We start from the raw sequence: 20,127 nt of genomic DNA, 5'->3' as shown, positions 1-20,127 counted from the left end.
ATGATGCGCATAAGTGATCATTAAGCGGCGCGTCAGCGCTGATGAAAAGTGACGATGGCCTGCACCAGCGCATCGGGATCGAGCTCAAGTTCGCCAGCGTTAAGCGCTGCGCGAAGGCGTTCAATCTTAGGCTGGTCAATCTCCGGCAATTGATCAAGGTCGGCCTGCGCCTGGTTAAGCAAAAAGAGGGTCGCGTCAGAAAAGGGGGGCGCTGTCATGATGTGCGTCTCACAGAGGGCGGTTAACGTTTGGCGGCTATCTGGCTACCTAAAACGACCACCGACGTTGCAAACTTAATCCCCGCGTTTTTGCTTAATCCTGCTCCAGTTGATAGCGAAAAATCATGCCATTTTGCTGACAAACCAGCGGCACGCCGTCGGGCGCAATCTGCTGCATGGCATTCTCCGAGTAGGTGAGGAGATCAACATTGTTTGTCACCATGCGGTTATCTTTTGCCGGGTTAAACAGCACCGGTGCGTAGGCAAAATAGTGTTTACCGTACCGCTGACGCGTGTGGACAAAGTTACTTTTGAGGATAAAGGCCGCATCCTGCGGGCTGCTGAGCGTGCTGATAATAATATTGCCCGCCGTGCTCATGCGCGAATCGTAGATCTCCTGTTGATGCAGCATCAAATCGTAAAACCCCACCTGCTGTACGATCTCCTCCGTCTGGTTAAGGGCGCGCTGCCCGCGCTGGAAAACGATGCCGCAGGCTAACGCCGCCAGGGTGATAGCAAGCAAAAATAGTGTCCATTTACTGGCTGTTACAGCGTGCCATCTCATCCATTTTTCTCCGTGTCTCACTGACAATTAGCTTATTTAATAACGCCGTATCGGAACGCCAGTGGTCAATTTGCATCACCAGTACCCGCTGCTCGCAGCCATTATGTATGCGGAAGGTATAATTCAAGGTTTGATTTTCACTGCGATAGTAAATAGCAATACGCAGCGCCTTCTGCTTGGCCTGCCGATTAAGCCGGGTATAGCTCTCTTTTAAGCGATCATAAATAGCCGTCGGCTCTTTCATTCTCTCGCCCGGTGCCAGCAGGGCAAATATACGCAGATGGCTGTAGATATTTTTTGCCACCTCTTTTGCCACTATCTTGTTGTTATAGGTGAGCGCCAGATAGCCGCTACAGAGAACAGTGAATATAAACAGCAGCATAATAAGCAGAACGTTAATGCAGGAGAAAGGTTGCGCAGCAGCGGGCGTCTGTTGCCGGGTTGGTGCGGGTAACTCAGGCGCGGAAAGTGCCGGCTCCTGTACGGGGATATCGATTTCAGGCGCGACAGGGCGCGGGTCTGGCGGCGGCCCGCTGACCAGAGGGCGGCAATATTTTGCCTCCAGCACGTATCCCTTTTTGGGGATGGTGCGAATAATTCGTTGCTGCTTACCGTTATCCGCCAGGGCGGTGCGCAGCGCGTGAATGGCACTGGCGAGGCTATTGCTGCTGACCGCGCGATCTTCCCAGACCTGCGCGGCCAACGCCTCATGGGAGAGGATCTCGCCGGGGTGTTGCTGCAAAACAGCCAGCAGTCTGAGCGGGTATGTTCCCAGCCGTTTCTCCTCGCCGGTCACCACATGGTGGATCGCGCCTGACGCAGGATCGATGACCCAGTTATTTACGGTGCAATTGTGTTTATTCATAAAAGGTTAACGATTGATACCAATCCGTCAGAGGCTTCTTACAAGAAATAATGCCGTTGGCTGAATCGGATAAATAACAGAATAAATATTCGTAGTTCACCGGTTTGTGGCGTTAATAATACGGAAGGCACGGCGTAAATTACATGTGATTTCATTAGTTGGCGCTTTTCAAAGGATTAAAAAACGTCTTTGTGGTGTATTGTTTGACGCCGTTGAGGAGCGCTTTTGTAAGTTATTCGCTACTTCTCTTCTCATTTTGTTAATTAGGTGTTGCCGAAACTTTTTATTAATTGTTTTATCCGCTGTTCCTCATACGTAATGTAAATGATGAATTTAACTGCCGCAAAAACCTTAAATCCCGCTGATGAAGCGCGTTATATCAGTGATTATTTGCCGCTGGTACATAAAGTCGTCAAACAGTTCAGCTGGCAGACCAGCAGCGTAATGAGCAAAGAGGATATGCGCCAAATTGCCCTGATGGGGCTACTGGCTTCCTTGCGCCGCTATGGCCCGCCGGACGCGCAGTTTGCCGGTTACGCCATTCAGCGCATTCGCGGCGCGGTGCTGGATGAGTTACGCCAGCAGGACTGGCGACCGCGCAGGCTGCGTCAACAGACGCATAAGCTCACGGATGCGATCCGTGAAATCACCCGTGAACTGGGGTATGAACCGCGCTTTGAGGAGCTGAGTGAACGGCTGTCAGTGACGCCGGAAGCCTGGCAGCAATATCTGCTGCTGCACTCGGCCAGTGCCCTGGAGAGCCTGGATACCCTGCCGGAGAGTGATTTGCACGCCAGCACGCTCTATAGCCGCCAGCTCGAGGATGAACTGCTGCCTGCCTATACGTTACGCAGCGCGGTAGCCACCCTCGACAAGCGTGAGCAGCTGATCCTCGCGCTCTATTACCAGCATGAGCTGAGCCTGAAAGAGATTGCGCAGGTGATCGGCGTATCGGAAGCGCGCGTCTGCCAGCTCAATAAAGGGATTGCCCAGAAGATTCAGGCGTTTACGCACCAATAAACGCGCTATTTATGGTGCTGGCTGTAGCCGGTGCTTCCGTTTAACTCATTGGTTTAAATGTGTTGTTCTCGTGAAAGCTGTGATTTTGTCATCCATCGTCGCCCCCAGTCGGAGCCTGCTCCGAGGGTTTTTGGGGCTTTTTTTTACGCTTCTTGTGCTGTCGCTTGCAACCGGGTGTGTGCAAACCCCCGCGCGCAGAGCGGCGCCTCTGTTAACCACGTCTGAGACAAACGCCCAGACGACTGCCGCGTATCATCAGGCGAGGCGAAAAGCGCGCGTTCGCGCATCGTTGCTGACGGTGATGAACCGTCTGGAGAAGCAGCTCGGTAAACCTTACGTGCGTGGCGGCGTCTCACCGCAGCGGGGGTTCGACTGTAGCGGGCTGGTGGTCTACGCCTATAACAAGGTGCTGGCGCGAAAACTGCCGCGCACCACCCGGGCGATGTTTCGGGATAGGGGGCTGAAAAAAGTGGCCCGCCATAAGCTGCGCCGCGGCGATCTGATCTTCTTTCACAGTAAAAGGCGCGGCCCGGCAGACCACGTTGGCGTCTACCTTGGCAACGATAGCTTTATCGAAGCACCGCGCAGCGGGCTGAAGATCCGTATCAGTAACCTGACCAATAATTACTGGCAGGATCACTACCTCGGCGCGCGGCGTATTCTGACCAACGAGGCGATTCTCTGAGGCTACTCCTCCAGCGCGTGGTGGATCGTCGCACCCAGCTGTTTGATCGCTTCCCGTCTCTCTTCATCCGGCGGCAGGGCGCAGTTGAGGCGCAGGCAGTTACGATACTTGCCGGAGGCCGAAAAGAGTGAACCGGGCGCGATCTGGATCTTTAACCGGCAGAGCGCGCGGGAAACGCAGACCATATCGACGCTTTCCGGCAGTTCGACCCACAGCAGAAAGCCGCCCTGCGGGCGCGTCACGCAGATATTGCATGGAAAATATTGCCGTACCCAACAGGTATAGACCGCCAGCCGCTGCTGGTAGACCTGGCGCATCCGGCGTACGTGGCGGTGATAGTGTCCGTCGCGGATAAACGCCGCCACCGCCAGTTGGGTGGAAGGGACATTAGTGCCGATGGCGGCATATTTTTTATGGATCACCCGATCCAGATAGCGCCCAGGCGCGATCCAGCCAATGCGCAGTCCCGGCGCCACGGTTTTGGTCAGTGAACTACAGAGCAGCACGCGGCCATCAATATCGTAGGATTTGATGGTGCTCGGCCGCGGATAGTCGGTGGCCAGCTCGCCATAAATATCATCTTCGAAAATGACAATATCGTGGCGCTGTGCCAGCGACAGCGCCGCCTTTTTGCGCGCTTCCGGCATGATAAACCCGAGCGGATTCTGGCAGTTGGGCACCAGGATCACCCCTTTAATTGGCCACTGCTCCAGCGCCAGCTCCAGCGCTTCAATGCTGATCCCCGTTTCCGGATCGGTCGGGATTTCGATCGCTTTGATATCCAGCCCGCGCAGCAACTGCATGGTGCCGTAGAAGCAGGGGGATTCGACGGCGACAATATCGCCCGGATCGCAGACCGCCATCAGCGCCAGCGACAGCGCCGGGTGGCAGCCAGCGGTGATAACAATCTCTTCGGCGTTTAACGAGGTACCGCCATCAAGCATCAGGCGGGCGACCTGCTCGCGCAGTTCGTGCTGGCCGGGCAGGGGATCATAACTAAGCGCATCCATCACCTGGTGCTGCGCGATGCGGCTCATCTCTTTCCACAGCGGTTTGAGGGTCGGCTGGTTGAGGTCCGGTGCGCCGCCGCCGAAGGCGATAATCTCTTTATCCGTGCGCGCATCAAGCAGGGTTAACACTTCATCCCACTGCGTGACATCAACCGGGCGCTGCACCGGGCGCGACATCGCCGGCACCGGCGGTTTGGCTTTGCGCGGCGCGACAAAGTAACCGGAGCGCGGCTGCGGGGTGATTAACTGCAACGTTTCCAGTACCTGATAGGCCTGCTGTACGGTGCTGATACTGACGCCATGCTCCTGGCTCAGGCTGCGCACCGAAGGCAATTTTTCACCGTGGCGATATAAGCCGTGTTCAATGCGCTCTGCCAGCAAAGTGGCCAGATGTTGGTAGCGGGTCATGCTGTATCCTAAAAAGTCACCATACAGTTGCAAAAAACAGTACAGATCGGGCGGGAAAGTGGCGTTCAGATCCTCTTTTACGGCATCTGTATGTTAAAGAAAAGTATTTTCTGAGTCTGTATTGTGCAGGGCGATCGCAGCGAAGATAGAGCTCTTTTCAGGCGAGGAGAGCAACATGGAATTTTTCGAAAATCGACCACGGCGCCCGTTTTCCGGGTTTGTTTTACTCTGGCGCCAGCTGCGGCGCTGGCACCTGTTGGCGAAAACCCGACGCGAACTGCGCAGGCTGAGTGACGAGCAGTTAAGGGATATGGGACTACGACGCAGCGATATAAGCTGAAGGCGAAAAGGGCGGAGGAAATATCTGGTGGTTCCCGCCCACCCTGCGTTGGGCTATGCTTAGCTGCATAACCTGAAGGGAGAGAGCACATGCATTTTATTACTAACCACGATGATGACGACAAAAAAGAGAAAGAAGCGGGCAATGCCAGCCAGCTGATGCAGCAGAAACTGCTGGATGCGCGTTCGATCATCATCTCCGGTGAGATCAACCAGGCGCTGACTGAGAAAGTGGTGACCCAGCTTCTGCTGTTACAAGGCATCAGCGATGCGCCGATCAAAATCTATCTCAACAGCCAGGGTGGCCATGTCGAAGCGGCGGATACCATCCACGACATGATCAAATTTATCACCCCGGAAGTGCACATCATCGGCACCGGCTGGGTCGCCAGCGCTGGGATCACCATCTTCCTCGCGGCGAAAAAAGAGCACCGCTACTCGTTGCCGAATACCCGCTTTATGATCCACCAGCCGCTGGGCGGCGTGCGTGGTCAGGCCAGCGATATTGAAATCGAAGCCAAAGAAATTATCCGTACCCTTGAGCGTGTGAACCGCATGATTGCTGACGCGACCGGCCAGCCGGTGGAGAAGGTGAAGCAGGATACCGATCGCAACTTCTGGATGAACACCAAGGAAGCGATGGATTACGGCATTGTCTCCCGCGTGGTCAACTCCTACGCCGATCTCAACCTCGATTAATTCCTGTGCTTTTCTGAGGCGAGAACTCTCTCGCCTCATCATTTTCCTGATTCTCTTTCGCACCCCTGACGCCTTTCTCATTATGGAGTGATGGCATGAAAAGCAGTATCACCGCAGCGCTGATAACCGCAGCGACCCTGAGCTTTCCTGCGCTGGCGGCACCTGCCAGCGTCTCGTTCGAACATAAAGACTGGCAAGTGGTGTGCGATAACACCCTGACCTGCCGCGCAGCGGGCTACAGTGTGGAGGACGACCCAACCGGTTCTGTGCTGATCACCCGTAAAGCGGGGCCGCAAACCCCGGTCACCGTGCAGGTGGTGCTGGCAGATATGGACGAGAGTGAACCGCCGTCGTCGCCGACGAAACTGGCGCTGTGGATCAACGGCAAATCGCTCGGCGCGTTAACCCCTGGCGATAACGACACCTGGCGTCTGACGGACGAGCAGGCAGCACAGATGATTGCTGCGGTGAAGGGCAGTGGCAAAGTTGAGTTCAGAGGCGGCGCGAAACCGTTTGTGCTCTCTGGCGACGGCGCTTCCGCCGCACTGCTAAAGGTTGACGATGTGCAGGGGCGCATCGGCACGCCGGGCGCACTGAGTAAAAAAGGCAATAAGCCTGAAACCTCGGTTACCGCCGCGATTAGCGCCCCGGTGATCCAGGCCGCAACCGTAAGCAAAGGCGAGGCGCGTACCCTTAGCGCAGCCGAAGCAAAAAAACTGACGCCACAGTTGCTCGCGACACTCGGTAAAGATGATGAGTGTGACCGGCTCTCCAGCCCGGAAGAGGAGACGGTTAAGGGCGATAATGACCTCACCCTGACGCCGCTGGACGCCAGACATGGCCTGGTTTCCGCACTCTGCTGGCGTGCCGCCTATAACGAAGGATATGGCTACTGGGTGGTCGATAACGCCCTGCAAGAGAAACCGCAATTCGTCACCAGCTCGGGAACCGACTACAGCAATGGTGCCATCACCCTCGCGCAGCGCGGGCGCGGGATTGGCGACTGCTGGGCATCAGCCGAGTGGGTGTGGGACGGCGAAGCGTTTCGTCGAAGCAGCGAAGGCACCACCGGCCTTTGCCGCGGCATCCGCGCGGGCGGTGCCTGGGAGCTACCCGAGTTTATCGCCGAGGTGAAAGCCGCGAAATAACCCTTTGAACACCGCCGCTACCTGATAAAAGAATGCGGTGGTGTTCATTTTATATACTTTACCTTCGATTGCATGGTCACTATACTTACCAAATTCAATATTAATGGTAATTATAGTGACCATGACAGCAAGAGATAAACGCAGCGCGGTTATCTTCCCCCGCCATCAACAAGTGCTAACGCAGTTTGGTGAGAACATCAAACTCGCCCGCAAACGCCGAAAACTCACTCAGACTATGCTCTCGGAACGAACGGGGTTGAGCCGTCTCACCTTGCGAAAAATCGAGCAGGGCGACCCGGGGGTTTCGCTTGGGCACTATGTGGCTGTGCTTGGCGTAGTCGGGCTGGTCGATGATTTTCTTCTGCTTGCCAGGGATGATGAGCTGGGGCGCAAGTTGCAGGATATTGAGCTTTTAAGGAAGAGAGGAGAGCCGCGTTAATGACCACGGATGTTTGGGTGTATGCCGACTGGCAAGATTTTGCCGGGCCTGCGCGGGTTGGCCTGCTGCGCGCAGCCATGCTGAAACGCTGGGCATCGCGCGCAGCGAGCAGGAAAGAATGGCTTCGGCGTTTAACGTTTAATGGAGGGCGAGACCGTGCTAACTACCTTTAACCACCTTACGCTTGCGGTCAGCGACCTGGCGCGCAGCGTTGATTTCTACCACCAGTTGCTGGGCCTGAAGCTGCATGCGCGCTGGGATAACGGCGCGTATCTCACCTGCGGCGATATCTGGATTTGCCTCTCCGTCGATGAGGCGCGCCGGGTTGTTCCTGCCGATCAAAGCGATTACACCCATTACGCCTTTAGCATTGGCGAGCATGAACTGGCGGCGTTTATCACGCGGCTGGAACGGGCGGGCGTGGTGAACTGGAAGGTGAACAAAAGCGAAGGGGCATCGTACTACTTCCTTGACCCGGACGGTCATAAGCTGGAAGCACACGTCGGCGATCTGGCGCAGCGCCTGGCGGCTTGTCGCGCGAAGCCCTACAAGGGAATGGTGTTTTTTGATTGACCTCCTCGCCTTTCACAATCCATGCTCTTTGCCCCGCCGTTTCTTGATAGTTACCCTGATAACCTTTATCGTGCCCCTCCGCTAATGTGAGGGGACGTAATGACCGAAGATGAACTGTTTGTCCGCCGACCGCTGGGAATGCGCATGGCAATGGTAGTGCGCCAGTGGCGAGCAACCATTGATCATGCTCTGCGCGATACCGGTATCACCCAGTCGAGCTGGACGGTGCTGATGCAGTTACAGCAACTGGGGGACAATGTTTCGGTCAGCGAGCTGGCGGAAGTGCAGGGCATTGAACTGCCGCCGCTGATGCGCACGCTCGCCCAGCTGGAGACGCAGGGGTTGATTGCGCGTACGACATCGCCGTACGACAAGCGCATCCGCCTGCTGAAATTGACCGCCAAAGGGTGCGCGCTGCTGGAGAAGATCACGCAAGTGATTGAAGCCTGTCAGCTGCGGGCAACGGAGAGTATCCCGGCGGAAGATCTGCAAAAGTTCAGCGCCACGCTGAGCCAACTCGCCTGTAATCTGCGCGTGATGCGCGAAGAAGATAATAAAACCGAATAAGAAAATGATGACGCCTGAACAAAAATTTGCCCGCTGGGTAAGGGTCAGTATTGCCTCTTTCCTGCTAATGTTTGTCTATTTTATTGTCGCCGATATCTGGATCCCGCTGACGCCGGACTCCACCGTGATGCGCGTGGTGACGCCGGTTTCCGCCCGCGTCTCTGGCTATGTTTCTGAGGTCTATGTGCAGAACAACAGCCGGGTTAAGCGCGGCGATCTGCTCTACCGACTCGACGCTACTCCCTTTGAAAACCAGGTTGAAGCCGCGGAGATTGCGCTGGCGCAGGCGCGTCTGACCAATCAACAGCTCGACGCGCAGATTGCTGCCGCGCAGGCGAGCCTGAAAACGGCGCAGCTGACGGCGCAGAATAATCGCGTCACTTTTGAGCGTTACCAGCGACTCGGCAAAATGCAGAGTGTCTCGCAGTCCGATCTCGATAACGTGCGCACCACCTGGCAGGGGAGCGAGCAGTCGGTGACGAATCTCAATGCCAGCATTGAAGCGCTGCGTATTCAGCGCGGTGAACGTGATGAGGCGCATAACGTCACGCTGCAAAAATATCGCAACGCCCTGCAACAGGCGCAGCTGAACCTTGGCTGGACGCAGGTGCGCGCCGAAGCTGATGGCACGGTCAGCAACCTGCAACTCAGCCCCGGTTTTTATGCCCAGGCGGGTGGCGCGTCGCTGGCACTGGTGCATGAAAAGAGCGATATCGTCGCCGATTTTCGTGAAAAGAGCCTGCGTCATACCCATGTTGGCACCGATGCGGCGGTAGTGTTTGATGCGCTGCCGGGCCAGGTGTTTCACGCGCATGTCACCAGCAGCGATGCGGGCACCCTCGCCGGGCAGGAAGCGGTAAACGGTCAGCTTTCGGAGCCGGAAACTTCCAACCGCTGGGTGCGCGATGCGCAGCGTATGCGTATTCATGTGGCGCTGGATGAGCCACTGCCCAAAGAACTGCCGACCGGCGCGCGCGCTACGGTGCAGCTCTATAACAGCGAAGGGATCTTCGCCCGATTCTTCTCCGGGCTGCAAATCCGCCTGGTAAGCCTGCTGCACTATGTCTATTAACACGCTGGCCCGCGTCTTTACGCCGCACGGCAACATCGTCTACACGGCGAACGATTTTCGCCAGACGCTGCGCATTGTTTTCTCCGGGATGATCGCCCTGAGCGTGTCGAGCTTTTACAACACGCAGTATGGCGTCTTTTATGTTATCTACCCGGTGATGCTGCTGTCGCTGGTGCCGGTGTTTAACCGCCACGTCGCCAAACAGTTTGTGTTCAGCGCGGTGATTAACTGTGTCGAAATGGTGTTCATCATCGGCTATCTGATGCAGTGGCCGGTGATCATGACGCTGGTGGTGTTTGGGCTCTATGTGATGCGTTTTCGCTTTATGAGCAAAGGCCCGCTGTTTCTCTTTGGTTCAACCGGCGTGGTGTGCCAGAGCACGATGCTCAACTTTATGAGCTACCCGTCGAGCGACTGGCATACGCTGCTCTTTTCCAATATTGAGGCCAGTATTATGGCCGTCGCCCTTAGCGCGCTAATGCACTTTCTGCTGCCGGACGTCGAGCCGCGCACCCGTCCGCCGCTGATTGAGAAAAATGCTGCCCGGGTGCGCCATGAATCGCTGCTCTCCGGCACGGTGGCGACGATGATTTTTGTTGTCTTCCAGATGAGCGACCTGAGCGATTCGCTTTCGGCATTGATGGCGGGCATTTTGATCCTCTTTCCGATGCACTATCGCGGGTCGGTGCTGAGTTCGTTATGGCGCGTAGTCGGCGTGGTGCTGGCGTGTCTTTATATTCTGCTGGTGCAGTTGATTCTCTATAACCACAGTAGCCATATGCTGCTGATGATGCCGCTTATCGGCCTTGGGCTGGCGTTTAGCGCGCGGCTGCATGTGATGGAGAAGGTGGGCGCAGGCGTCGGTTTCGCCAGCGTCACCACCATCGGCATTATGTTTGGCCAGAACCTGCACCCGGACACCGACCTGGTGTTCAGCGACCTGTACCGCATTGTCTCCGTCACCGTTTCGCTGGTGGCGACGCTGACGATGGTTTATCTGGTGCACCTGATTTTGAACCGCTTTGAAGCGACGCGGTTTGTGATTGAGGAGTGAGTTCACTGCCGGATGGCGCTGCGCTTATCCGGCCTACTATTCTCGTGGAGGGCGCTTTTGTAGGCCGGATAAGGCGTAAGCCGCCATCCGGCGACTCACAGGGCGGAGAGGTTTAAGAGCGCCGGGATCTGCGACAAGAGGTACAAAATCAGGCCGATACAGCCGCCGACCAGCGTGCCGTTAATGCGGATAAATTGCAGATCCTTGCCGATATTCAGCTCCACCTGGTAAGACATATCCCGCGCATCCCAGCTCTTCACCGTGTCGCTAATATGACGCGTCAGGAAAGCCGAAAACTCCGGTGCTACACGATGGGCCGCCTGCTCGAGGTGCTCGTTAAGCGAGGCGCGCAGCGCGCCGTCCGCCAGCAGCGTTTCGCCAAACCACAACCCGGCTTCGCTGATGCGCTTTTGCATCTTTGAATCGTCAGACTGCATATCCGCTTTCATCCAGTTGCGCAGATCGCCCCACATCTCACCCACGTAGCGGTTAAACGCCTCATCGTTCTTCAGATACGCTTTGATGTTTTCCGCCCGCTCTGCCATCTCCGGATCGCTTTTCAGGTTAGCGATCAGTTTCATCGTCGCGCGATCGAAGGCCTGGCGGATCTGGTGCGTGCGATCGGCATTGATATCATCCAGTAGGGAGTTAACGGCATCGGAGACCAGCGCCGCGCTCTGCTCCCCCAGCCACTCTTTCGGCAGCACTTTCGCTTTCACCGGATGATCGGTCTCCAGCCAGTGCACCACCTGGCGGGCAATAAAGGTGCGCGTACTCTCCCGCTGTAACTGAGCAATCAGTTGAGTAATTAACGTGTCCAGCAGCTTCTGATGGCGATTATTACGCGTCAGGCTCTCCAGCATCAGGGCGCTGGTCTGCGTTAAGTCGACTTTATCGATCGCTTTATGCACTGCCCGGCGGATCAGCCGCTGAATACGGCTGTCATCGGTCATCTCAAGAAAACCGCTCATCACTTGCAAAAGGTGCGTGCCAACGCGCTGCGCGTTCTCCGGCTGGCTAAACCAGACGCCGATCATCTGCGCGGGCTGATGACGCTGGATCAGCGCCACCAGCGATTGGGTATCTAGAAACTTCTCCTGCACGAACTGACCAAGATTGTCGCCAATCCGGTCTTTATTGCGCGGAATAATCGCCGTATGGCGGGAAATAAACGGCAGCGGCACGCGGCGAAACAGCGCCACCACCGCAAACCAGTCGGCCAGCGCGCCGACCATCGCCGCTTCGGCAATGGCTTTGACCCCGCTCACCCAGAAGTTTGGCGGCAGAAAGAGAGTGGTAACAAACACCGCGGCAGCGATCAGCAGCAGCGATAGCGCCAGTCGTTTGGCGCGCTTCAATTCGGCTAATTTTTCCATCTGATAAGCATAGAGCGAGACGAGGCGAAGGTGCAAAGAATCAATTTTGTAGCTACACTGTGCCCACAAAAGTTCAGGAGGTTATATGGATTCTGTTATCCGATCGCGTATCGACAGCGAACTCAAAGCACGCGCCGGGCTGGTGCTTGAAAATTGCGGCCTCAACTGGAGCACGGCGATACGCCTGTTTGCTGAGCAAATTGTTAAAAACGAAGGGATACCTTTTGAAATCACCGCGAAACCAACCGCCCGGTTACGTAACGCAATGGTTGAGGCCGAAGAGATCGCCGCGCAAAAGCAGGGACGCTTTGAGAGTGTTGAACAGCTAATGGACAGCTTAAACGATGGGAAAGAGTAAACGCGCGCGCCTGCCATTCCGCTCCGATTACACCAAAACCTTTGTGAAGGCCTGGGAGCGATATAACAAAGCGGGACGCCGGGACATGCATGAGACGGCTGCTATCATGTCGATGGTGCTCTCCGGCAACCCGCTTCCCGCTCAGTATAACGATCATGCTTTAACCGGAAATATGCAGGGGTTTCGCGAGCTGCATATTGGCGGCGACTATCTGCTGGTATATCGCCTTGATGACGAAAAGCATCTGGTGGTATTCACCGATTTGGGCACCCATGCTGAGCTATTCGAATAACGCCTTACAGATTTTCCATAGGATCCACCCGCCAAACACCATCAGCACTACACCCGCGATGTGCTCTATCCAGCAAATGCTGCGGCTCAGACGCCGTTGCAGCGCAGGCAGGCCAATCAGGCTGACCAGCGCTACATCCCACAGCAGTACCACCATCACCATCCAGATCCCGCTGACCGATTGTTGCAGTAGCGTCACATCGGGGCCGAGCAGGGCGGTCATCAGCGCCAGGTAGAAGAGGGCGTTTTTCGGGTTGAGCAGCGCCGAGCCGAGGCCAAGTAAAAACTGTTTACCGATGCCGGGGCAGCGCTGACGCGTCTCATCCAGCGCCAGCGTTTGCGGGCGGCTGCGCACCAGGTGTGAACCAATCCACAGCAGATACAGCGCGCCGAGCAGTTCGATGGCGGTAAACAGCCCGCTGAAGTGGCGCAGCGCGCTGGCCCCGATAATCACCAGCAGAATATAGAGCGCGTTACCTAAAGCGATGCCGATGCAGAGCCCGACGCTGCCGCGCAGGCGGTAGCGGATGGCGTAACCTATCAGCAGGAAAAAGTCCGGGCCGGGGCTGAGCAGCGCGACAAAATGCGCCAGCGCCAGGGCGGGAAAAGCGGCGGGAAAGATATCCATAGTGACCTCGCATAAACATTGCGGTCACCATAGCCGCTGCGCGGCGCTATTTATTGTCTGATATTGATCCGCGCGCGTACTGGCGCGGCGTGGCGGCGGTGTAGCTAACAAAGGTTTTATGAAAGTGGCTCTGGTCGGCAAAACCGCTCTGGTAGCCGACATCTGCCAGTTTATCCCCGGCGCGCAGCCGGCTTTTGGCAAACTCGACGCGGGCAAGGTTGAGAAAGCTGCCGGGCGTTAAACCGGTGTCCCGCTTGAAGGTGCGGATCAGCGTCTCTTTGCGCAGTGAAAAGGCGTGCGCCAGCGCATCCAGCGTCGGTGGCTGCTGCAAATTCTCCTGCAACGCCATCTGCACCTGCTCACTGACTGCGTGGAGCGGTTCATCATCAGGCACCTGCGGTAGGGCGGCGAGCAGAGTCTGGATGGCTTCTGGCAATGCCAGCATCTGGTTATTCTCCATCAGCGCGACAATACGCAGGAAGTGTTCGAACAACTGCGGGTCGCGAATCACCTGCTGGGCGCGATTTTCATCAGCCAGGTAGAGCATATGGTAGCTGCGCGGCTGCCCGGCGAGCGGGTTGCAGCTGTGCGGCGTCAGGGCTGGAATCACAATCAGATCGCCTGGCCGCAGCAGGTACTTCTGCTGATGGCAGACGCAGCGGGTCTGACCGTCGATAATTGCACCGATGGAGAGCTCTGCGTGGCGGTGGCGCTTATACGCCTGCGTGCTAGCGCGGGTGCTACGCAGCTCGACACCGGGCAGCGCCGCTGAGCGGAAAAAGGTTTGTGCGATATCGCGAGTCATGGCTATTCATCATCTCGATCTGGAGCGGTTTTCCGGTATAGCACAGCGCGCCTGGGATCGCGAAACGCGTTGTGCAGAAGCCGCTACATTGGGTGGAGCTTCGGACTAATGGTCACGGTTTCCAGCGGCGCAGCGGCGTGTCGCGCTCGTAGGGCATCGGCGTTGGGTAAGCGATAAATTCGACGATGCTGCCCCACGGCGTGCGGCCATAGCAAAAGCAGTTGCCGTCGCCCTTCTCGGTCGGGAAACCGAGCGGCTGCGGTGCGGTAAACACTTCGCCACCCGCATCAGAAAACTGTTTCAGCGCGGCGTCGATATCGTCGACATAGACCGCAAAGTGTTGCAGGCCAAAGTCGTTCGCCCGCAGCGGTTCACGCTGTGAAGGCCCCTGCATTTCAAACAACTCAATGCCCGGCCCGTGTTGCAGCTTGAGCATGCTCACCGCTTTAATCACCGTGCCCGGCACCAGCCGCAGCGTCTTTTGTTGCGCTTCGCTATCAATATCCTCATCTTCCGGTGCTACGGACTGGTAAATCAGCTCCGCACCTAATGCCTCGGTAAGAAAACGGGTGGCGGCTTTTATATCCGGCACGGTAATACCAATATGATCAATTCCGCGGACGCTCTGCTGCATATTTCCTCCTGTTATTTGTGTGGTATTAAGCATAGCGGATGCAGACGGGGTGGAAATAAAGCGACGTTAATTAAGCTTTAATTGAACAAAAAGTGGCAGGCAGGAGCGCTTATTTACTTATCCAGAGATAGTTCAGGGTTAAATAAGTTTTTGTTACTTGCCAAATAATGTAAGTGATTGATCTTTAATTTCTTATGTAGTTTTTATATTTCCTGGTGGCAAAAATATCACGCTAAATGAAACATAAGAACACTCCGGATATACTCAACTTTACTTCACGCCTCCTGACGCTTTACTACCCTTATTATCCTAAGTGGTAAATTAAGGAGACCCATATGGCTTACCAGACAGTGAATCCTTTCAACAATCAGCTGATTAAAGCGTATCCGAACCACAGCGATGCCGATATTGAGGCGACGCTGCGCCAGGCTGACGCCCTTTACCACTCAGAGTGGGCAAAAGGGAGCATCGACCAGCGGCTGCCGGTACTGCATAAACTGGCTGACCTGCTGGAGAGCCATCAGGAGGAGCTGGCGAAAATCGCCACCCAGGAGATGGGGAAACTGATTGCCCAGAGCCGCAGCGAGGTGCAGATCTGTGCGCAGATCGCCCGTTACTATGCGGACAACGCGAAAAAATTCCTCGCCCCGGTGAAATATGACACCGAGCTGGGCGATGCCTGGGTTGAACACCATCCGATCGGTATCATCATGGCGGTCGAGCCGTGGAATTTCCCTTACTATCAGCTCATTCGTGTGCTGGCACCGAACCTGGCCGCCGGTAACCCGGTAATTTGTAAGCACGCCAGCATCGTGCCGCACTGCGCCGAAGCCTTCGCCCACCTGGTGCGTGAAGCGGGTGCGCCGGAAGGGGCATGGACCAACCTGTTTATCTCTTCCGATCAGGTTTCGGCGATTATCGCTGATCCGCGCGTGCAGGGCGCAGCCCTGACCGGCTCGGAAAAAGCGGGTAGCGCGGTCGCTTCTCAGGCGGCGAAGCACATCAAAAAATCGACCCTCGAACTGGGCGGCAACGATGTCTTTATCGTGCTGGATGATGCCGACCTGGAGAAGGCGGTGAAAACCGGGGTGCAGGCGCGTCTGGCTAACGCCGGGCAGGTCTGTACCGCGGCGAAACGTTTTATCGTGCACCAGAAAGTGGCCGATCAGTTCCTGCGCCAGTTCACTGACGCTTTCCAGCAGGTGAAGATGGGCGACCCGCTTGATGAGAGCACCACGCTTGGGCCATTGTCGTCGAAAGATGCGCTGGAGACCCTCAGCAAACAGGTGAGCGAAGCGGTGCAGAAGGGGGCAAAACTCCACTTCGGCGGTAAACCGGCGAACAGCGAAGGCAACTTCTTTGAGCCGACGATCCTGACCCATATTACCCGCGACAACCCGGCGTATTTCGAAGAGTTCTTCGGCCCGGTGGCGCAGATTTATGTGGTGCAGGACGATGAGGAGGCGGTGCGCCTGGCGAACGACTCTCATTATGGACTCGGCGGGGCGATCTTCAGCCGCGATATTGAGCGGGCGAAAAGTCTGGCCTCGCGGATTGAAACCGGGATGGTGTACATCAACTGGCTGACCGATACCGCAGCGGAACTGCCATTTGGTGGGGTGAAACGCTCGGGCTTTGGGCGTGAGCTGTCGGATCTGGGGATCAAAGAGTTTGTGAACCAGAAGCTGGTGGTGGTGCGTCAGTAGCCGTAGCTGGCATCGCTTGCCGGATGGCGCTTGCGCTTATCCGGCCTACGCATGACCCCATATCCATTTTGTTGGGCCGCCATTCGTTTTGCCGGATGGCGGCTTTGCCTTATCCGGCCTACGGGTGAGCCAGTGCATTTGTTGATCGGCGTATATACGTGCTGCTGTGTTTTTGTAGGCCTGATAAGCGTAGCGCCATCAGGCAGTTACTTTTTCAGCCCGGCAAACGCCGCTCGTATCTCTTCCTCTGGCAGCTGCACGCCGATAAACACCAGCGTACTTTGCGGCTTTTCGTCGCCCCACGGGCGATCCCAGTCGGCGCTATAGAGGCGCTGCACGCCCTGGAATAACAGGCGGTTCGGCTCGCCATCGATCCACAGCATCCCTTTGTAGCGCAGCAGCTTCTCCGCAAAGCTCAGCAGCAGGTTCTCCATAACCCGCGACACCTCGCTGATATCCACCGGGTAATCGAGCTCCACCACAATTGAGCTGATATCGTTCTGCTTATCGGCCATAAAGTGAAAGCGCGGTTTGGCGGTAACCACATTCTCTTCGAGCATAAAACCGCTGGTATTAAACAGCAGCGCCAGATCGATATCGCCGTGGGTCACGGTGTAGATGGGCGCGCGGGCGTTGATGCGGGCCAGCCGTTCGCGCAGCGGCGCGTTATCCGGCGCGACATCGGTTTTGGTCAACAGAATACGATCCGCGTAACCGACCTGCGATTGCGCCAGCGTAAACTGGTTCATCTGCTCATCGGCATGCACCGCATCGACCAGCGCAATCACACCGTCGAGCAGGTAGCGCTGACAGAGGATCTCATGAGATAAGAAGGTCTGAATGATCGGGCCGGGATCCGCCATGCCGGTGCACTCGATCATCAACCGATCAAAATGGAGTTCGCCGCGATCGAGCCCGTCGAGCAGATCCAACAACGCATCTTCCAGCTCATTCGAGCGGCTACAGCAGATGCAGCCATTGGTCAGGGTTTTGATCTGCGTGGCGCGATCGCCAATTAACTGATCGTCAACGGAGACCTCGCCGAACTCATTTTCGATAACCGCAATCTGATAGCCGTGTTGTGCATTAAGGATATGGCGCAAGAGGGTGGTTTTGCCGGCACCGAGAAAGCCGGTCAGCAGGGTAACTGCAACAGGTGTCATGGACTCTCCTTTAACAACAGCGGACGCCGCCTTTGCCATCGCCGCCGTAACGCGCCTGTTGACGCTCGCGGAAAAACGCTTCGTAGGTCATATAGGGCGTATCGGGATGGTTGGTTTTCATATGATCAACATAGTTGTCATAGTCCGGAATACCAATCAGCATTTTTGCCGCCTGCCCGAGGTACTTTTTAGCCTGGCCTAAGTTACCAAACATTCGCGCATCCAGATATTGGTAATGCCGGAGAGGGGCGAGCCCGCTCCGGCACAGGGTTGAGATTAATGGTGTGAAGAGGTTTTGACGCCACCTTCCGGCACCGGCACATACGGCGTCTCTTTATCGGTACGCGTGGTGTTATTGCGTACCTGGAGCCACGTTTTAATGCCGTAGAAGATGATGCTGTAAACCACCACGAGGAACAGAATGCTTAACCCGGCGTTGGTGTAGTTGTTCACCACGATATGGTTCATGTTAGCAATCTGCTCTGTGCTCAGTTCGCTGCCGCCCGCGGCAATCTTCGCTTTGTACTGGTTAGCCATGTAGAGGAAGCCTTCCAGCTGCGGGTTGCTGCTAAAGAGTTTCAGGCCGAGCGCCCAGGTGGTGCAGATCAGCAGCCAGGTAGCCGGAACGACCGTTACCCAGATGTATTTGGTGCGCTGCATCTTCACCAGGATCACGGTGCCGAGCAGCAGGGCAACGGCGGCCAGCATCTGGTTAGAGATACCGAACAGCGGCCACAGGCTCTTCACGCCGCCCAACGGATCGACCACGCCCTGATAGAGCAGGTAACCCCACAAGCCAACGCAACCGGCAGTACCCACTACACCGGCCACCAGCGAGTCGGTTTTCTTCAGGAACGGCACGAAGTTACCCAGCAGATCCTGCAGCATAAAGCGGCCTGCGCGGGTGCCCGCATCCAGCGCGGTCAGAATAAACAGCGCTTCAAACAGAATGCCGAAGTGATACCAGAAACCCATATCCGCCATCGGAATGATTTTGTGGAACACATGGGCGATACCGACGGCCAGCGTCGGCGCGCCGCCCGCGCGGTTCAGCACGGAAGGTTCACCGATATCTTTCGCGGTTTGCAGGATCTGCTCCGGCGAAATCACAAAGCCCCAGGAGCTGACCGTCGCCGCGGCGTGCGCAGTGACATCCTGCAACTGCGCCATGATCATCGGCGCATGCTCAGTGCCGAGTTCATGCAGGTTTGGCATGGTGATGCCAAGGCCCGCAGGCGGCGTGTTCATGGCGAAATAGAGGCCCGGCTCGATAATGGATGCTGCCACCAGCGCCATCACCGCCACAAAGGACTCCATCAGCATCGCGCCATAACCGATAAAGCGTGCGTCGGTCTCATTCGCCAGCAGTTTCGGCGTTGTACCGGAGGCGATCAGCGCATGGAAGCCGGAGACCGCGCCGCAGGCGATGGTAATAAACAGGAACGGGAAGAGCGCGCCTTTCCACAGCGGGCCGGTGCCGTCGATATACTGCGTTACCGCAGGCATCTTCAGTTCCGGGTTGAGGATCACGATCCCCAACGCCAGGCCAACAATCACGCCGATTTTCAGGAAGGTTGCCAGGTAGTCGCGCGGGGCGAGGATCAGCCACACCGGCAGCAGGGCAGAGATAAAGGCATAGCCAATCAGCGCAAAGGTGATGGTGGTGTCTTTAAAGGTCAGCGCCGGGCCCCAGTAAGGATCCTGGGAAATCACGCCGCCCATCCAGATTGACGCTACCAGCAGCACAATGCCGATTACTGACACTTCGCCGACGCGGCCTGGTCGCAGGAAGCGCATATAGATGCCCATAAACAGCGCAATCGGCACCGTTGAGCAGACGGTAAAGACGCCCCACGGGCTCTCTGCCAGCGCTTTCACCACAATCAGCGCCAGCACCGCCAGGATGATAATCATGATTAGGAAGCAGCCGAAGAGGGCAATGGTACCCGGCACGCGGCCCATCTCCTCTTTCACCATCTCGCCGAGCGACGCACCGTTACGCCGTGAAGAGATAAACAGCACCATAAAGTCCTGCACCGCTCCCGCCAGAACTACCCCCGCCAGCAGCCAGAGGGTGCCGGGCAAGTAGCCCATCTGCGCGGCGAGTACCGGGCCGACCAGCGGGCCGGCGCCGGCGATAGCGGCAAAGTGGTGACCAAACAGCACGTAGCGGTTGGTCGGCACGTAATTAAGACCGTCGTTATTGATCACCGCAGGTGTGGCGCGGGTTGGATCGAGTTTCATCACCTTCTGGGCGATGTAGAGGCTGTAGTAACGATAAGCAACAAGATAAACAGAGACGGAGGCGACCACGATCCACAGGGCGCTGACATGCTCACCCCTGCGTAACGCGACGACCGACAGACAAAAAGCACCGATTACCCCAAGGATGACCCACGGAACGTGCTTAAAGAGTTTTTTTGTATCCATAGCAGACCTGGTTTTTATCAGAAATAGGGAAGAGATGTGTGTGGTATTAAACAGGACAAATGCTGCCCGCCATG

At 56.5% G+C, this 20,127-nt stretch carries 24 protein-coding genes; 13 read left to right on the top strand and 11 right to left on the bottom strand.

Going from position 1 to position 20,127, the window contains the following annotated elements:
• Positions 1-32: 32 nt before the first annotated feature.
• The 3 genes from IAE48_RS08510 to IAE48_RS08500 form a co-directional block, all read right to left on the bottom strand.
• The gene (locus IAE48_RS08510) at positions 33-218 is read right to left on the bottom strand and encodes a flagellar biosynthesis anti-sigma factor FlgM (protein ID WP_200134077.1); all 186 of its coding nucleotides are present in this window, start codon (positions 216-218) and stop codon (positions 33-35) included.
• Positions 219-312: 94 nt separating this feature from the next.
• Positions 313-741 (bottom strand): hypothetical protein, encoded by a 429-nt coding sequence (locus IAE48_RS08505; protein ID WP_200134076.1) that lies wholly within the window; start codon positions 739-741, stop codon positions 313-315.
• Positions 742-754: 13 nt separating this feature from the next.
• On the bottom strand, positions 755-1,648 hold the full coding sequence (locus IAE48_RS08500) for a winged helix-turn-helix domain-containing protein (RefSeq protein WP_200134075.1): 894 nt from the start codon (positions 1,646-1,648) through the stop codon (positions 755-757).
• 324 nt (positions 1,649-1,972) lie between these two features.
• Between IAE48_RS08500 and IAE48_RS08495 the strand changes: the two genes are divergently transcribed.
• A complete protein-coding gene (locus IAE48_RS08495; RefSeq protein WP_200134074.1) occupies positions 1,973-2,668 on the top strand; it encodes a FliA/WhiG family RNA polymerase sigma factor in 696 nt (231 codons plus the stop codon).
• Between the two features lie 301 nt (positions 2,669-2,969).
• The gene (locus IAE48_RS08490) at positions 2,970-3,353 is read left to right on the top strand and encodes a C40 family peptidase (protein ID WP_200134073.1); all 384 of its coding nucleotides are present in this window, start codon (positions 2,970-2,972) and stop codon (positions 3,351-3,353) included.
• A 2-nt stretch (positions 3,354-3,355) separates the two neighbouring features.
• On the opposite strand, the gene IAE48_RS08485 is transcribed toward IAE48_RS08490, so the two are convergent.
• The gene (locus tag IAE48_RS08485; RefSeq protein ID WP_200134072.1) at positions 3,356-4,771 is read right to left on the bottom strand and encodes a PLP-dependent aminotransferase family protein; all 1,416 of its coding nucleotides are present in this window, start codon (positions 4,769-4,771) and stop codon (positions 3,356-3,358) included.
• A 175-nt stretch (positions 4,772-4,946) separates the two neighbouring features.
• On the opposite strand from IAE48_RS08485, the gene IAE48_RS08480 reads away from it, so the two are divergent.
• From IAE48_RS08480 to IAE48_RS08445, 8 genes are all read left to right on the top strand, one after another.
• Positions 4,947-5,111, top strand: coding sequence for a DUF1127 domain-containing protein (locus IAE48_RS08480; protein ID WP_076768952.1), 165 nt, complete (start codon positions 4,947-4,949; stop codon positions 5,109-5,111).
• An 89-nt stretch (positions 5,112-5,200) separates the two neighbouring features.
• A complete protein-coding gene (locus tag IAE48_RS08475) occupies positions 5,201-5,809 on the top strand; it encodes an ATP-dependent Clp protease proteolytic subunit (RefSeq protein WP_023480386.1) in 609 nt (202 codons plus the stop codon).
• Between the two features lie 95 nt (positions 5,810-5,904).
• Positions 5,905-6,957, top strand: coding sequence for a DUF1176 domain-containing protein (locus IAE48_RS08470; RefSeq protein WP_200134071.1), 1,053 nt, complete (start codon positions 5,905-5,907; stop codon positions 6,955-6,957).
• A 121-nt stretch (positions 6,958-7,078) separates the two neighbouring features.
• On the top strand, positions 7,079-7,396 hold the full coding sequence (locus tag IAE48_RS08465) for a helix-turn-helix domain-containing protein (protein WP_233631499.1): 318 nt from the start codon (positions 7,079-7,081) through the stop codon (positions 7,394-7,396).
• Positions 7,397-7,552: 156 nt separating this feature from the next.
• Positions 7,553-7,969: a FosA family fosfomycin resistance glutathione transferase gene (locus IAE48_RS08460; RefSeq protein ID WP_200134070.1), complete on the top strand. Its 417-nt coding sequence runs from the start codon at positions 7,553-7,555 to the stop codon at positions 7,967-7,969.
• Positions 7,970-8,068: 99 nt separating this feature from the next.
• Positions 8,069-8,536, top strand: a complete 468-nt coding sequence (locus tag IAE48_RS08455; RefSeq protein ID WP_200134069.1) for a MarR family transcriptional regulator — start codon at positions 8,069-8,071, stop codon at positions 8,534-8,536.
• A 4-nt stretch (positions 8,537-8,540) separates the two neighbouring features.
• Positions 8,541-9,608, top strand: coding sequence for an HlyD family secretion protein (locus tag IAE48_RS08450; protein ID WP_042714559.1), 1,068 nt, complete (start codon positions 8,541-8,543; stop codon positions 9,606-9,608).
• Positions 9,598-10,662, top strand: a complete 1,065-nt coding sequence (locus tag IAE48_RS08445) for a DUF2955 domain-containing protein (protein WP_042714560.1) — start codon at positions 9,598-9,600, stop codon at positions 10,660-10,662. Before IAE48_RS08450 ends, IAE48_RS08445 begins: the two co-directional genes overlap by 11 nt.
• A gap of 95 nt (positions 10,663-10,757) precedes the next feature.
• Here IAE48_RS08445 and IAE48_RS08440 read toward each other — a convergent pair whose 3' ends face one another.
• Positions 10,758-12,038 (bottom strand): DUF445 domain-containing protein, encoded by a 1,281-nt coding sequence (locus IAE48_RS08440; protein ID WP_200134068.1) that lies wholly within the window; start codon positions 12,036-12,038, stop codon positions 10,758-10,760.
• Positions 12,039-12,123: 85 nt separating this feature from the next.
• Between IAE48_RS08440 and IAE48_RS08435 the strand changes: the two genes are divergently transcribed.
• Entirely contained in the window at positions 12,124-12,396 is a 273-nt protein-coding gene (locus IAE48_RS08435) for a type II toxin-antitoxin system RelB/DinJ family antitoxin (RefSeq protein WP_042714565.1), read from the top strand.
• A complete protein-coding gene (locus tag IAE48_RS08430; protein ID WP_042714566.1) occupies positions 12,383-12,688 on the top strand; it encodes a type II toxin-antitoxin system YafQ family toxin in 306 nt (101 codons plus the stop codon). The genes IAE48_RS08435 and IAE48_RS08430 overlap by 14 nt, the downstream gene beginning before the upstream one ends.
• Here the strand turns inward: IAE48_RS08430 and IAE48_RS08425 are convergent.
• The 3 genes from IAE48_RS08425 to IAE48_RS08415 all read right to left on the bottom strand — a co-directional run bounded on the left by IAE48_RS08425 (position 12,677) and on the right by IAE48_RS08415 (position 14,754).
• Positions 12,677-13,315 carry a LysE family translocator gene (locus IAE48_RS08425; RefSeq protein WP_200134067.1) on the bottom strand — a complete coding sequence of 213 codons (639 nt, stop codon included), beginning with the start codon at positions 13,313-13,315 and terminating at the stop codon, positions 12,677-12,679. The genes IAE48_RS08430 and IAE48_RS08425 overlap by 12 nt on opposite strands.
• A gap of 46 nt (positions 13,316-13,361) precedes the next feature.
• Positions 13,362-14,126, bottom strand: coding sequence for an AraC family transcriptional regulator (locus IAE48_RS08420; RefSeq protein ID WP_200134187.1), 765 nt, complete (start codon positions 14,124-14,126; stop codon positions 13,362-13,364).
• A 106-nt stretch (positions 14,127-14,232) separates the two neighbouring features.
• Positions 14,233-14,754 carry a VOC family protein gene (locus IAE48_RS08415; protein ID WP_200134066.1) on the bottom strand — a complete coding sequence of 174 codons (522 nt, stop codon included), beginning with the start codon at positions 14,752-14,754 and terminating at the stop codon, positions 14,233-14,235.
• A 335-nt stretch (positions 14,755-15,089) separates the two neighbouring features.
• Between IAE48_RS08415 and IAE48_RS08410 the strand changes: the two genes are divergently transcribed.
• Complete coding sequence (locus tag IAE48_RS08410) at positions 15,090-16,460, top strand: NAD-dependent succinate-semialdehyde dehydrogenase (protein WP_200134065.1); 1,371 nt, start codon at positions 15,090-15,092, stop codon at positions 16,458-16,460.
• 206 nt (positions 16,461-16,666) lie between these two features.
• Here the strand turns inward: IAE48_RS08410 and yjiA are convergent, their stop codons facing one another.
• The 3 genes from yjiA to IAE48_RS08395 all read right to left on the bottom strand — a co-directional run bounded on the left by yjiA (position 16,667) and on the right by IAE48_RS08395 (position 20,053).
• Positions 16,667-17,623 (bottom strand): GTPase, encoded by a 957-nt coding sequence (yjiA, locus tag IAE48_RS08405; RefSeq protein WP_200134064.1) that lies wholly within the window; start codon positions 17,621-17,623, stop codon positions 16,667-16,669.
• Between the two features lie 10 nt (positions 17,624-17,633).
• Positions 17,634-17,837, bottom strand: a complete 204-nt coding sequence (locus IAE48_RS08400) for a YbdD/YjiX family protein (protein WP_042714577.1) — start codon at positions 17,835-17,837, stop codon at positions 17,634-17,636.
• A 62-nt stretch (positions 17,838-17,899) separates the two neighbouring features.
• Positions 17,900-20,053 carry a carbon starvation CstA family protein gene (locus tag IAE48_RS08395; protein WP_200134063.1) on the bottom strand — a complete coding sequence of 718 codons (2,154 nt, stop codon included), beginning with the start codon at positions 20,051-20,053 and terminating at the stop codon, positions 17,900-17,902.
• Positions 20,054-20,127: the final 74 nt, after the last annotated feature.

Origin of the sequence: Kosakonia sp. S57 (assembly GCF_016516575.1) — a bacterium.
Taxonomy (GTDB): Bacteria; Pseudomonadota; Gammaproteobacteria; order Enterobacterales; family Enterobacteriaceae; genus Kosakonia; species Kosakonia cowanii.
Note: the sequence above shows the minus strand (reverse complement) of the source record. Positions and strands in the feature narration are given on the sequence as shown.

Excerpts from the sequence above, each read along its gene's own strand:
- IAE48_RS08410 (WP_200134065.1), top strand. The coding sequence starts at position 15,090 with ATGGCTTACCAGACAGTGAATCCTTTCAACAATCAGCTGATTAAAGCG.
- IAE48_RS08400 (WP_042714577.1), bottom strand. The coding sequence starts at position 17,837 with ATGTTTGGTAACTTAGGCCAGGCTAAAAAGTACCTCGGGCAGGCGGCA.
- IAE48_RS08445 (WP_042714560.1), top strand. The coding sequence starts at position 9,598 with ATGTCTATTAACACGCTGGCCCGCGTCTTTACGCCGCACGGCAACATC.
- IAE48_RS08455 (WP_200134069.1), top strand. The coding sequence starts at position 8,069 with ATGACCGAAGATGAACTGTTTGTCCGCCGACCGCTGGGAATGCGCATG.
- IAE48_RS08430 (WP_042714566.1), top strand. The coding sequence starts at position 12,383 with ATGGGAAAGAGTAAACGCGCGCGCCTGCCATTCCGCTCCGATTACACC.
- IAE48_RS08435 (WP_042714565.1), top strand. The coding sequence starts at position 12,124 with ATGGATTCTGTTATCCGATCGCGTATCGACAGCGAACTCAAAGCACGC.
- IAE48_RS08510 (WP_200134077.1), bottom strand. The coding sequence starts at position 218 with ATGACAGCGCCCCCCTTTTCTGACGCGACCCTCTTTTTGCTTAACCAG.
- IAE48_RS08480 (WP_076768952.1), top strand. The coding sequence starts at position 4,947 with ATGGAATTTTTCGAAAATCGACCACGGCGCCCGTTTTCCGGGTTTGTT.
- IAE48_RS08490 (WP_200134073.1), top strand. The coding sequence starts at position 2,970 with ATGAACCGTCTGGAGAAGCAGCTCGGTAAACCTTACGTGCGTGGCGGC.
- IAE48_RS08450 (WP_042714559.1), top strand. The coding sequence starts at position 8,541 with ATGATGACGCCTGAACAAAAATTTGCCCGCTGGGTAAGGGTCAGTATT.
- IAE48_RS08485 (WP_200134072.1), bottom strand. The coding sequence starts at position 4,771 with ATGACCCGCTACCAACATCTGGCCACTTTGCTGGCAGAGCGCATTGAA.
- IAE48_RS08440 (WP_200134068.1), bottom strand. The coding sequence starts at position 12,038 with ATGGAAAAATTAGCCGAATTGAAGCGCGCCAAACGACTGGCGCTATCG.
- IAE48_RS08465 (WP_233631499.1), top strand. The coding sequence starts at position 7,079 with ATGACAGCAAGAGATAAACGCAGCGCGGTTATCTTCCCCCGCCATCAA.
- IAE48_RS08495 (WP_200134074.1), top strand. The coding sequence starts at position 1,973 with ATGATGAATTTAACTGCCGCAAAAACCTTAAATCCCGCTGATGAAGCG.
- IAE48_RS08395 (WP_200134063.1), bottom strand. The coding sequence starts at position 20,053 with ATGGATACAAAAAAACTCTTTAAGCACGTTCCGTGGGTCATCCTTGGG.
- IAE48_RS08415 (WP_200134066.1), bottom strand. The coding sequence starts at position 14,754 with ATGCAGCAGAGCGTCCGCGGAATTGATCATATTGGTATTACCGTGCCG.
- IAE48_RS08475 (WP_023480386.1), top strand. The coding sequence starts at position 5,201 with ATGCATTTTATTACTAACCACGATGATGACGACAAAAAAGAGAAAGAA.
- IAE48_RS08425 (WP_200134067.1), bottom strand. The coding sequence starts at position 13,315 with ATGGATATCTTTCCCGCCGCTTTTCCCGCCCTGGCGCTGGCGCATTTT.
- IAE48_RS08500 (WP_200134075.1), bottom strand. The coding sequence starts at position 1,648 with ATGAATAAACACAATTGCACCGTAAATAACTGGGTCATCGATCCTGCG.
- IAE48_RS08470 (WP_200134071.1), top strand. The coding sequence starts at position 5,905 with ATGAAAAGCAGTATCACCGCAGCGCTGATAACCGCAGCGACCCTGAGC.
- yjiA (WP_200134064.1), bottom strand. The coding sequence starts at position 17,623 with ATGACACCTGTTGCAGTTACCCTGCTGACCGGCTTTCTCGGTGCCGGC.